Consider the following 13,215-nt stretch of genomic DNA (forward strand, 5'->3'; position numbering starts at 1 on the left):
AAATGTATGTTAAAACCACTTAAAACAATTCTATCTTTAAGTATTATCGTAGGCTCGTTTGCTACTTGGGCCGTAAATCCGATATCAATAAAAAAAGAAACCCCCATATATATTATTGATGTGAAATATCCACAAGGATTTAGTGATCCACGTATTAATGCAGTAGTACAAGACTTCATGGAAAAAACCAAAAGAAGTTTTTTTAAAGAAATTGCTGCTGATACGGACATTCCTGCAGATGCACCTGGAAAATCCGGTTTAAATGTCACGTACTCTTTGCCATACAAAACAAAAAATGCATTGAGCGTTTCTTTTAATATTTCTATTTACCACCGAGGAGCTGCACATCCTTCAAATACGGTGGCAGTATTGAATTTTATCCATGGAAGCCAGGTTGAGTTAGCTGACTTATTCCGACCTGAAACGAATTATTTAAAACCTATAGCCAGTTTTTGCAGTAAAAAAATTACCGAGAAAAATCTTTCAGATAAAAAATGGATCGAAGAGGGTACTAAGCCTGTAGAAAAAAATTATAAAATCTGGTCTTTTTCAGCAAATGGAATAAATATTATCTTTGATACGTATCAGGTAGCAGCATATGTTTATGGTCCGCAAACAGTAAAAATACCTTTGTCACAGATTTCTTCTTTATTAAATCCTGAAGTAAAACATAGTGTTTGGGGTCGTTAATGGCTGATACTCCTTTTATAGCTGCCGATAAAAAGGTAGCCGAACTTACTTTTCGAGTGGTGTTTCTTGCTATAATACTGACCGTATTGTTGGCAATGTCCAATGCGTTCCTTGCCTTGAAACTAGGGATTTTAACTTCAGCATCTATACCTGCTGCAATTATTTCCATGGGTATCTTACGTTTCTTTAAAAACTCTACCATTCTTGAAAATAATGCAGTGCAAACTGCGGCTTCTGCTGGTGAGGCCGTTGCTGGTGGGATTGTTTATACCATTCCAGCATTGATAATTATTGGTTTTTGGAATCATTTTGATTACATGACAAATTTTTTCATTGCAGTTAGTGGTGGAGTTCTGGGTGTCTTATTCTCCATTCCCTTACGACGTATTTTGGTTCATGATCCATCGTTAAAATTTCCGGAAGGGAGGGCAATTGCCGAGGTATTAAAATCATCCGCTGAAAAAACAGGTATCAAAGACATATTAATCGGGGGGGGAATAGGCGCACTTACTGAATTACTCCAAACTGGATTTAAAGTAATTGCAAATAGTTGGAATTATTGGTTTGTGGTAAAACGCTCTCTATTTGGTCTAGGCGCAGGCTTTTCTGCTACAATGATTGGTGCTGGTTATCTTGTTGGCCATGATATGGCAATCAGTATCTTTTTAGGCGCAGTGTTATCCTGGTTAGTTGCATTACCTGTTGTAAGTCAATTTTATCCTGAGTTTCTAAATCAGCACCCTGCAGAGCAAGCTGCATCCCTTTTATGGAATAGTGAAATGCGTTATCTGGGAATAGGTGCTATGTTGTTTGCTGGAGTGTGGACTTTTTTAAAATTAGTTAAACCACTTTCCAGAAGTATCCGAACTTCTCTGAAAACATATACGTCTAAAGGTGTTGATGCTCAGGTGCCACGAACCGATAAGGATATTCCATTGCCTTATATCTTGATAGGTACAGGCGCATTAGCTGCAATCCTGTTTCTCTTTTTTCAACTTGTTCTTCCTTTACATCCAGTCGGTTTGGATAATGAATATTCTCCAACCCTAATTTTTATTGCTGTTCTTTATGTCTTAATTATAGGGTTTATTTTTTCAGTTATTACTGCCTATTTTTCAGGTATGGTTGGTGTTACAGCTAGTCCCGGAAGTTCTGTTGTTATTTCAGGGATGCTTTTTGCTGCCTGGTTGTTATTAGTCGCGGTTGATCACTTATTGCCATTACCTCTAAAACCCGAGCAAATTCAGGCTGCTGAGGCAATTACGATTATGATTGGCGCAGTAGTAACTGGTATTGCGGCGATTGCCAATGATAATACCCAAGATCTGAAAGTAGGTCAGTTGGTTGGTGCAACCCCATGGAAACAACAATTGATGCTGTTGCTGGGCGTGGTGATCTCCTCTTTAGTTATTCCGCCAGTAATGCAACTATTATTCAATGTATATGGGATTGCAGGTGTAATGCCTCATGCAGGCATGGATATAAGTCAATCTTTACCTGCGCCCACAGCCGCTTTAATGGCAGCCATCACCGAAGCGGTGTTTAGAAATTCATTACCATGGAACATGATGTTTATTGGTTCGGCAATTATTTTGATTATTATATTTCTTAATCATTTTTTTCAATTACGACGCTATTTAAATTTATCCATTCTAGGTGTTGCTATAGGAATGTATTTGCCACTTTCTTCTTCATTTCCATTATTTATTGGGGGAATGATTGCCTTGTTTGTTAAAAGACGTTTAAAACGCGCAATACCTGTTAAAGAAGAAGCGTTGATTCGTAAACAAAAGGGGACGCTCATTGCCTGTGGTTTGGTTGCTGGTTCTGCTATTATGGATGTATTGCTTGCAATCCCGTTTTCAATTTTTCAAAGTCCTGATGCTTTGCAATTGGTAGGACCCAGTTGGAATAATATAGGCGTTTATTTGGGAATTATATCCACCTTGTTTCTTGCTTGGTGGATCAATCATAGAGTTGTTGGAAACGGAAACGGCTCAATTTCATAATTTTTAGCCTGGGTGGAGCGAAGCGGCACTGCCATTAAGCTAAGGAAAAAACTGTCGTTCCCGCGTAGGCGGGACCCATTTCTAGCGAGGCACAGTGCCACTTTAAGAAATAGATTCCCGCCTACGCGGGAATGACAAAAACCCTTAACTTAATGGCAGTGTAGCGAAAGCGAAACCCGGGTTCCAGTCTTTCGGACCTGAACCCGGGCTACAATAAACTCGCTGGAGTTTATTTCTTACAATGACTCAACTCTAATTTTATGTTGTAAGAGCTTTTCTTTAGTTTGTTGTGCTTGCGATAATTTTTCACGTTCTTTAGCAATAATTTCCGCAGGCGCTTTATCAGTAAATTTAGGATTATTTAATTTACCCTCAGCAAGACTAATGTCTTTATCTAACTTGGTAAGCTCTCTTGTTAAGCGAGTCAGTTCCGCCTCTTTATCAATTAAATCAGCCATTGGAATGAGTAATTCAATTTCACCAAGGACAGCAGTTGCAGAGACGGGTATCTTTTCATCTGCTTCCAGATAATGGATCTGGCTTAATTTACTCAATGCTTTTAACGTGTGTTGATATTTCTCCACTCGCTCTTTAAGCATCGGTGTAATATTCCGAATATAAAGCGGAATAAGCTTGGCAGGTGATATAGACATTTCACTACGGATGGTACGTACTGCTTGAATCGCTGCTTTTAACCATTCTAATTCTTCTTCAATTACATCATTAATGAACTCATGGTTCACTTGGGGGTAAGCACTGATCATAATGCTTGCACCATTATCACTGGTTAACTTTGTAGTCCGTTGCCAAATTTCTTCTGTAATGAATGGCATTAAAGGATGCAACATTTTAAGAATCTGATCGAGGACGTGAATTAATGTCTTACGAGTACCGCGTTTCAATGCGCTCAGTGCATGTTCATCTTGCAAGATGGGTTTGGATAATTCGAGATACCAGTCACAATACTCATGCCAGACAAATTCGTAAATCGTGTTTGATAACAAGTCAAATCGATAGGTTTCGAAATAATGATGTACTTTACTTATGGTGTGTTGCAGGCGTGATAAAATCCACTGATCTGCAGGGGTATATTGGAATGCTCCATCATCGAAATCTATTTGCTCTTCATCTGTATTGAGTAAAACATAACGTGCTGCATTCCACAATTTGTTACAAAAATTACGATAACCTTCAACTCGTCCTATATCAAAGCGTACATTTCGACCGGTAGATGCAAGAGAGCAATAGGTAAAACGAAGGGCATCTGTTCCATAGGCGCTAATACCTTCAGGAAATTCTTTACGGGTGTTTTTAATGATGTTGTCCCGAACAGATTGCAACATTAAATTAGAGGTTCGTTTTGTAATGAGCGACTCGAGATCAATACCATCAACAATGTCCAGTGGATCTAGCACATTCCCTTTAGATTTGGACATTTTATGTCCTTCACTGTCTCGAATTAAGCCGGTAATAAACACTTCTTTGAAAGGAATTTTTCCGGTAAATTTTAGCCCCATCATGATCATCCGAGCTACCCAGAAAAAAATAATATCAAAACCAGTAACCAGAACCGAAGTTGGATAGAACTGATCTAATTCTTGAGTACGTTCCGGCCAACCCAAAGTTGAAAAGGGCCAAAGCGCCGAAGAAAACCAGGTATCTAAGACATCCTCATCTTGTTTTAATACCGTTGAATCTTTAATTTTATATTTAAAGCGAACATCATTTTCACTATATCCTACATAGACATTACCATTACTGTCATACCATGCGGGTATACGGTGTCCCCACCATAATTGGCGACTAATACACCAATCTTCAATGTTGTCCATCCATTGAAAATAGGTTTTGCTCCAGGTTTCCGGAATAAAGCGAATTTCACCATTTTTCACAGCAGCGATTGCGGGTTCAGCGAGAGGTTGAGTTTTGACATACCATTGATCGGTTAACAGGGGTTCTATAATGACATTCGATTTTTCACCACGGGGCACTTTTAATTTATGTGGTTCTGTTTTAACTAATAAGCCTTCTGCATCCAGATCTTTAATAATTTGTTCTCGGGCTACAAATCGATCCATTCCTTGATATTTTAAAGGAGCATTTTTATTAATAGATGCTTTTTTAGTTAAGATGCTTATAACAGGAAGTTGATGACGTTTACCCACTTCATGATCATTAAAATCATGGGCGGGTGTAATTTTAACGCAACCGCTGCCAAATTCTTTATCGACATATTCATCCGCAATAATAGGTATCGTCCGCTCACAAAGTGGAAGATAAACCTCTTGCCCAATAAGATGTTTAAAACGTGGATCTTCAGGATGTACGGCAACCGCAGTGTCTCCCAACATCGTTTCAGGTCGGGTGGTAGCAACAATAAGAGACTCGGTTGAGTTCACAACTGGGTAGCGAATATGCCAGAGGAAACCATCTTCTTCTTCAGAGAGCACTTCGAGATCCGATACTGCAGTACCTAATTTAGGATCCCAATTCACTAAACGAGTTCCACGATAAATCAAACCTTCATCATAGAGTTGTACGAACACTTTTTGCACTGCGGCTGATAATCCTTCATCCATAGTAAATCGTTCGCGACTCCAGTCTACTGAAGCACCCAAACGTCGCATTTGTTGCGTTATAGTATTACCAGATTTATTTTTCCATTGCCAAACGCGTTCTAAAAATTGTTCGCGGGTAAGATCTTTTCTAGAGGTTCCCGTGGCTTCAAGTTGACGTTCAACAACGAGTTGCGTTGAAATACCAGCATGGTCAGTACCCGGTTGCCATAGAGTTTTATCGCCTAACATCCGATGATAACGGGTCAATGCATCCATAATCGTATGCTGAAAACCGTGCCCCATATGCAGGCTACCTGTAACATTGGGAGGAGGGAGCATAATGCAATATCTTTTGCCGTCACCATGAGGCTGGAAATAATGATGATTTTCCCAATTTTTATAGCATGATTTTTCAATTGCTTCAGGGGAATAGATTTTATCCATGATTAAACCTGTACTGATAAAAAGACGAAATGTTACCACAAATTCAACCATAAGTTGAGCCAATAAGCTTACAATAATATGGGGTTGGAAAATTACAGGTTTAGCTTTTGCAGTCGGGCTGCAGAGCGGCGGAACTCGGGAAAATTGTGATATTTTAAACCCGGGTTCCTCTGCGTGGCACCCGGGCATTTTATATTAGGGATGTTGTTCTTTTGGGTTAGGCACTTGAACATCAGGAATTTTTGCTTCATCAAACTGAGGTTCAGCCTTTTTCAAGCGATGGTCTTCTGCAATGTATGTATATAAGGTAGGAACCACAAATAAAGTAAATCCTGTTCCGATTAACAAGCCCGTTGCAATAACCAGACCTATATCAAAGCGACTTACTGCTCCTGCGCCACTAGCAATCAAAAGCGGCAATACACCAAATACCATGGCTGCAGTGGTCATGAGAATGGGTCTTAATCTAATACCTGCAGCTTCCTCTACGGCAGCTCGTTTATCCAAATTCTTTTCTCGTTGTAGATGGTTGGCAAAATCTACGATCAAAATCCCATGTTTGGAGATTAATCCGATAAGAGTAATCAAGCCAACCTGAGTGTAAATATTGATACTCGCCAGACCCAAATTCAAGGGAATTAAGGCGCCACAGATGGACATGGGGACACTGATTAAGACGATTAAAGGATCGCGAAAACTTTCATATTGAGCGGAAAGTACCAAAAAGATAATTATGATTGCAAAGATAAATGCAAATATCAGGGCACTTCCTTCTTGTATAAATTGCCTTGATTCACCACCATAGTCATATGAGAACCCCTTAGGTAATGTATCGTTGGCTGCATTTTGTAAGAACTCAAGACCCTCGCCAAGTGTTTTTCCAGGCATCATGACTGCTTGAATGGTTGCTGAGTTCATTTGTTGAAAATGTGTGGCGGCATTAGGAGCTGTTTTTTCCACAGCAGTAACTACAGTTGAAAGAGGAACCATAGTTCCGTTGATGGTTTTCACATATATTTGCCCTAATTGTTCCGGGGTCATGCGGAACGAGCGACTTAACTGCGGAATAACCTGATAACTACGTCCTTCCAAATTAAAATAGTTGATGTAATTACCTGATAAAGCACTGGTTAAGCTGCTCCCAACTGCTTGCATATCTAATCCCATTTCAGAAGCTTTGGAGCGATTGATATCCAGTATAATTTGGGGCTTGTTAAATTTAAGAGAATTATCGACATAAATAAATAAACCACTTTTTTGAGCTTTTTCGGTGAGTTTTTGTGACACATCCAATAAGCTTTGGAAGTCGTTAGTGGTTTTAATAACAAATTGAACTGGTGTTCCGCCTCCACCACCTGGAAGAGGGGGGGGGACAATTGCAAAAGCGTTTAAACCCGCAACTTGTGATAATTTATCTTGCAGTGGTTGTTTTAAAGCAAACTGGCTTTTACTACGTTGATTCCATGGTTTTAATACCATTCCCGAGATGGTTTGGCTGCTATTGTTTACGGTAAAATAATTTTCTGTTTCAGGAAAGCTTTTATAAATTTCATCAAATGGCTTAGTAAATGACTCGATGTAATTAAGTGTGGCAAATTGAGGTATCATTGCCATGACGAAAAAGAAACCCTGGTCTTCATCAGGTGCTGTTTCTGCTGCGGTATGAGTATAGAGATAAGGTAGCATCAGGATAACAACTGCTGCAAAGAACAACATAATCTCGCGGGTATTTAGCAAGCTATGCAACGCATTTTGATATCTCAATTTAAGCTTATTGAAAAAATTATCGAGAAATTGCACGAATTTGCCGCTGCTTATATTTTTAGATAATACCCTTGAGCACATCATAGGAGAAAGAGTTAAGGCGATAACTCCTGAAATGATTACTGCGCTGGCTAAAGTAAATGCAAACTCTTTGAACAAAGCACCGGTTAATCCTCCCATAAATCCAATTGGTGCGTATACAGCGGCAAGGGTAATAGTCATTGCAATTACTGGAGTGGCTATTTCTCGAGCGCCAATCAATGCAGCATCAAAAGGAGTTTTTCCTTCCTCTATATGTCGATGGACGTTTTCTACAACCACAATGGCATCATCGACTACCAAACCAATGGCTAGAACAAAAGCGAGCAAGGTAAGTAAGTTGATACTGTATCCTAGAATAAGCATCAAGGTACATACGCCAACTAATGAAAGTGGAATGGTTACCACAGGAATGAGTACCGAACGAATAGAGCCTAAGAATAAAAAAATCACTACGATAACAATTAGGCCTGCTTCTATAATAGTATGAGTTACTTCATCCAGAGATGCTCTAATAAATGCTGTCGCGTCATAAACTATTGTTCCTGTTAAGGAGGGTGGAAACTCTCTAATAACGGAGGGAAGTATTTTTCGTACATCACTAATTACGGTCAGAGGGTTGGCTGTTGGTGTGGGGGTAATGGATATAAATACCGCTTTTTTACCATTAAATGTAACCGATGTATCATAATCTTGTGAACCTAATTCAATTCTGCCAATATCGCGTAAGCGAACAATAGAACCTTTATCACTTTTAACAATCAGGTTACTAAATTGTGTTGTGTCATTAAGATCCGTTTTTGCAGTGATACTGATTGCAACGTATTCACCTTTGGTATTTCCTGCTGCAGTGAGGAAATTATTTTTGGCAAGAACAACAGATACATCTGAGGGGGAAACTCCCAGAGCAGCCATTTTAACCGGATCAAGAAAAATTCGCATGGAATAGGTGGCACCACCTAAAATCTCTGCTTTAGCAACACCGTCTACAGTTTGCAGTTGTGGTTGAACAACACGGGTTGCGTAGTCAGTGATTTGCTGGGGTGTCATTTCGGTACTGTCTAAACTGATGTACATCAATGCTGTTGAGCTATCAGATGTTTTCAATATAACTGGTTGTTGAGACTCTTTGGGCAATTGATTTAGCGTTTGTTGCACTTTACTCATCACATCAGTAAAAGCCACTTGAGGATCAAAGTTTAATTTAATATTTAGAGTAATAGTGCTTAAGCCTTGAGTACTGGAAGAGGTCATATAATCAATCCCTTCTGCACTGGCAACCGCTTTTTCTAAAGGTGAAGTAATGAAGCCTGCAATAAGATCGGCATCCGCACCAGGATATCCAGTCATAATGGTAATCACTGTATTGTCCATACGCGGGTATTGGCGAATTTGCATCTTATAGATGGAGTTAATACCAAAAAGCAGAATGAGCAAACTAATTACCATGGCAAGTACGGGCCGCTTGATAAAAAGATCGGTAAACTTCATAACGTGTTCCTGATTAAAAAATTTTGTAATAGGTGTGCTATGCCTATATTAAAATTAACCTGGGTTTCGCTTTGCTTCACCCAGGCTACTATGATTCAATTTAGTTTATTGTCCTAACAAATCCGGATTACTGACTTCATTCAGTTTGACATCATTATTGATTACAACGGGCGTGCCATTTTGTAATTTTATTTCTCCGGCGCTTACAACCAATTGTCCTGCCTTAATTCCTTTTTTGATTACGGTATAATTTCCACGTTGCTCGCCTGTGGTAACAAAAACGCGTTTGACGGTGAGTAGATCAGAACCATCTGAGTTTTTCTTACCCTCCGCATTTTTTTCTATTATGTAAACAGCGTTACCATATAAGCTATAAGATATAGCAGTTGAAGGAACAATGACTGTATTAGGCTCGGGAGCTTGGCTTATTTCAATTGAAGCAAACATACCTGGTACGAAGGTAAAACTATGAATTTTGTTTTTGCTGTTTAAATCAGAATTGCAAGTAACAATTCGTTTATTACCCATTGGCTCTTTTCGGGTTTGCACTAATGGAGAATTTTCAGGGGCTTTAATTGCAGCTGTAGGGCAATTCGCAAGAGTAGCCTGAACCAACATGTTGTGTGTATTCAGATCCACTTTAGAGTTAATCGCAGTTACTTTGGCTTCAAAAAGCGCATTGGGAAATCCTTCTACGGAAAACGTAATAGCTTGATTGGGTCGAATACGTTTATACAATTGTTCTGGGAGATAAAATTCTAAATACAATGGGTCAAGTGATTGTAATGAAACGATTGTTGTCTGCCCCGGGCTGATAAACTGGCCCAGGTTTACTTGTCGTATACCTAATTTACCAGCAAAGGGCGCTGTAATGTGCTTTTGATTGATCTGGGCTTGAGTTTGATCTAATTTTGCCTGGGCTTGATCGAGATTTGCTTTAGCTTCATCCACATTGGAAATAGGAGCAGCGCCTCGTTTAAACAAGTCATCTTGGCGTTTATAGCTAAGCGTTTTCAGAGTTAATTCTGCTTGATTAAATTTTAATATGGCTTGATCTACACTATCATCAATAGTAATTAATGGGGCATCTTTATCGACATACTGTCCTGATTCAAAGTCAATTTTTACCACGTTTCCTGAAGCTTGGGCGCTTACATCAACTCCATTAAATGCAACGAAATTACCGACAGCATGAATGGTTGGCTGCCAGTCTACTGCTTTGGCAACGGATGATGCGACAGAAACAGCAGGTGGTTGGTAGCTTGCAAAAAAACGCTTAATCAAAAATGCTTTGATCAGGTTAAAAGCAATGATCCCACCGAAAACGATCAGTAAGGCTACTCCCATGATGATCATTCGCTTTTTCATTAATATTCCCCTAAATGCTTAAAAAAAACGATAATTTTGAAACTCGCCAAATATAACATGAAAGCTGAATATTATTACCCTTATTGTGTTTATAAGTTTCAATTTTATTTATTTCATGGTTATAAAAATATCCTATTGACTAAATACAACACTTTGTTACTATGCTGCTTTCATTAAACGAAGGAGAAACCATGAAGTTGAAGTCCTTATTATTTGCTCTTTGTTTTAGCTTGATTGGTCAAGCTTTTGCTGCAAATGCACACTTGCATCCAAAAGCTACAGAGGCTGACAAAAATCATAAACCTGCTGGTAAATCAATGATGTACCCAGGCTATTGCGAAATTGAAATCATCAATAACAGTGTTGATAATATTCGTGTATATGGTTCTTTTGATGATGGTGTTCCTTTAGATCCATTCACTATATTTTACTATGATGCACCTCATTACATCAATTTGTACTACTATGGTTACTGCCACTCTGGTATGAACCTTTTAATCCAATCTCCATATGGTACTATTTACTCAGGTTGGACTAATGTAAATAGCACTGTACGTATCGTTAATTACCTGAACAAAGGTATTAAAGGCGATAAAGTTGAGATTACAGCAAAAAAATAAGTAATTTCTAAAAATAAGTAATAGCTTATTTGACGATAGGGAAGTTGCATGCAAGTGCACCTTCCCTTTTTTATTTGTGTTTCAGGAGTTGTTCATGAAGCGTTTAATCCCTTGCCTTTTGTTATTACCCTTTTTGACTTCATGTGAGATCACCGCGCCAGAATATTATGATGCTGGTTATTATCACTCTGTTCCTCCGCGAGCAGAAATCTATGGTTTCGATGAGCGTCCTCATGACTACCGTCATCCTTCTCCTTATCATCGAGGTCATAAAAAAACAAATGGTGCACCTGTCCAGGCTAAAATACATGGCCATAATCAACAGACACATGGACATACTCCCAATCAAAAACAAGTTGTGGTAAACAATACAAATCAGAAAGATGTTCATGGACATGATGAGAAAAAAAATCAGGTGGTGAAACATCATCCTTCAGAATCTGGTTCCAAGGTTGTAGTTACTAAATAATGAAAATAACTTTTGAATGGAATCGATGTTTGATATTCCTGGGTTATGCATGATCATAGCTCAGGATATGTGCTTTTTTAAATCAAAATTCCAGTAATAATTCCGATTTATATTCACAATTCGTAACCAGGTAAATTTTGTGGTAGTCTTATGAGGTTTTTCTTTAGGGGGTTTGGGGATGCGTAACTCACTTAAAATGCTGTTTGTGGGACTTTTATCTATAATTATTATAGCGTGTGTTGCTTCTCCTGGAAGTGAAAGCACAGGAGAGTTTTTGGATAGTTCGACTACCACTACTAAAGTAAAAGCAACCCTAGTGAATCAATTGGGGCGTACGGGTTTCGCAGTACAAGTTAAAACTTTTAAAGATGAAGTGCAACTCAGTGGTTTTGTTGCTACCCCAAGATTGAAGCAAAGAGCAGGGATTATTGCTGCAAGCGTGGATGGTGTTAGAAAGGTACGTAATGACATCATCGTTAGACCTTAACCATTTTCCCAAGGATTACTCATGTTTGACCAAAGCTATACTATAGAAAATTTTGATGATGAATTATTTCAAGCGATTGTTGATGAACAACGCCGGCAAGAAGAGCATGTAGAGCTTATTGCATCGGAAAATTATGTAAGTCCACGTGTTTTGCAGGCACAAGGTTCTGTATTAACTAACAAATATGCTGAAGGGTACCCGGGCAAACGTTATTATGGCGGATGTGAGTATGTTGATGTCGCTGAAGAGTTAGCAATTGCCCGCGCTAAAAAACTATTTTCAGCAGATTATGTAAATGTTCAACCTCATTCTGGATCGCAAGCTAATGCGGCCGTAATGATGGCTCTATTAGCTCCTGGTGACGTCATTTTAGGTATGTCATTACCTCACGGCGGTCATTTAACCCATGGCTCCAAAGTTAATTTTTCTGGAAAGCTTTATGATGCAATTCCTTATGGAGTTGATGCAAATACCGGTTTAATTGATTACGATTTATTAGAACGTTTAGCCGTAGAACATAAACCTAAACTAATCATTGCCGGATTTTCTGCTTACTCACGTGTCCTTGATTGGCCACGGTTTAGAGCTATAGCAGATAAGGTCGGTGCCTACTTAATGGCTGATATTGCGCATGTTGCCGGATTGATTGCTGTAGGTCTTTATCCTTCTCCAGTACCTTATGCTGATGTAGTAACCACAACTACCCATAAAACACTCAGAGGACCAAGAGGTGGAATGATTTTATGTCGTGCTAACGAGGAAATAGAGAAAAAATTGAATTCATCTGTTTTTCCTGGTAACCAAGGCGGACCATTAATGCATGTGATCGCTGCCAAAGCAGTTTCTTTTGCTGAGGCCTTACTACCTGAATTTAAAACTTATCAACAGCAAGTATTGTTGAATGCCAAGACTATGGCCTCAGTGCTTATGAGTCGTGGTTATAAAATTGTTTCAGGCGGCACAGACAATCATTTATTATTGGTTGATTTAATAGACAAGAATATCACGGGTAAAGATGCCGACTCAGCTTTAGATAAAGCAAATATTACCGTGAACAAAAACACAGTCCCTAATGATCCTCGCTCTCCTTTTGTAACCAGTGGCTTACGTTTGGGAACTCCTGCGGTTACAACAAGAGGATTTAAAGAAAAAGAAATGACGCTTTTATCCAATTGGATAGCAGATATTCTTGATGATATTAACAATGAGGCGACCATAGCAAAAGTTAAAGAACAAGTACTGCTTTTGTGTCGTGAGTTTCCGGTTTATGGATAAT

Annotated in this window: 9 protein-coding genes; 6 read left to right on the top strand and 3 right to left on the bottom strand. The window is 38.9% G+C overall.

Translation table 11 applies throughout. The features are described from left to right. The first annotated feature begins 6 nt into the window (after positions 1-6). Together ELY20_RS00760 and ELY20_RS00765 are read left to right on the top strand one after the other, a co-directional pair. Positions 7-690 (top strand): DUF3298 and DUF4163 domain-containing protein, encoded by a 684-nt coding sequence (locus tag ELY20_RS00760; protein WP_110141234.1) that lies wholly within the window; start codon positions 7-9, stop codon positions 688-690. Continuing rightward, positions 690-2,699 (top strand): OPT family oligopeptide transporter, encoded by a 2,010-nt coding sequence (locus ELY20_RS00765; RefSeq protein ID WP_110141235.1) that lies wholly within the window; start codon positions 690-692, stop codon positions 2,697-2,699. Before ELY20_RS00760 ends, ELY20_RS00765 begins: the two co-directional genes overlap by 1 nt. 236 nt (positions 2,700-2,935) lie before the next feature. On the opposite strand, the gene ELY20_RS00770 is transcribed toward ELY20_RS00765, so the two are convergent. From ELY20_RS00770 to ELY20_RS00780, 3 genes are all read right to left on the bottom strand, one after another. Next, the gene (locus tag ELY20_RS00770) at positions 2,936-5,701 is read right to left on the bottom strand and encodes a valine--tRNA ligase (RefSeq protein ID WP_110141348.1); all 2,766 of its coding nucleotides are present in this window, start codon (positions 5,699-5,701) and stop codon (positions 2,936-2,938) included. Between the two features lie 195 nt (positions 5,702-5,896). Continuing rightward, the gene (locus ELY20_RS00775) at positions 5,897-8,995 is read right to left on the bottom strand and encodes an efflux RND transporter permease subunit (protein ID WP_110141236.1); all 3,099 of its coding nucleotides are present in this window, start codon (positions 8,993-8,995) and stop codon (positions 5,897-5,899) included. Between the two features lie 105 nt (positions 8,996-9,100). Continuing rightward, positions 9,101-10,363 (bottom strand): efflux RND transporter periplasmic adaptor subunit, encoded by a 1,263-nt coding sequence (locus tag ELY20_RS00780; RefSeq protein WP_110141237.1) that lies wholly within the window; start codon positions 10,361-10,363, stop codon positions 9,101-9,103. Between the two features lie 191 nt (positions 10,364-10,554). On the opposite strand from ELY20_RS00780, the gene ELY20_RS00785 reads away from it, so the two are divergent. From ELY20_RS00785 to glyA, 4 genes are all read left to right on the top strand, one after another. Beyond that, positions 10,555-10,983, top strand: a complete 429-nt coding sequence (locus ELY20_RS00785; RefSeq protein WP_110141238.1) for a hypothetical protein — start codon at positions 10,555-10,557, stop codon at positions 10,981-10,983. Positions 10,984-11,077: 94 nt separating this feature from the next. Then, positions 11,078-11,452 carry a hypothetical protein gene (locus ELY20_RS00790; protein WP_233590459.1) on the top strand — a complete coding sequence of 125 codons (375 nt, stop codon included), beginning with the start codon at positions 11,078-11,080 and terminating at the stop codon, positions 11,450-11,452. Between the two features lie 178 nt (positions 11,453-11,630). Continuing rightward, on the top strand, positions 11,631-11,939 hold the full coding sequence (locus ELY20_RS00795) for a BON domain-containing protein (protein WP_110141239.1): 309 nt from the start codon (positions 11,631-11,633) through the stop codon (positions 11,937-11,939). 21 nt (positions 11,940-11,960) lie between these two features. Then, a complete protein-coding gene (gene glyA / locus ELY20_RS00800; protein WP_110141240.1) occupies positions 11,961-13,214 on the top strand; it encodes a serine hydroxymethyltransferase in 1,254 nt (417 codons plus the stop codon). Position 13,215: the final 1 nt, after the last annotated feature.

The organism is Legionella qingyii (assembly GCF_003990155.1).
GTDB classification, from domain to species: domain Bacteria; phylum Pseudomonadota; class Gammaproteobacteria; order Legionellales; family Legionellaceae; genus Legionella; species Legionella qingyii.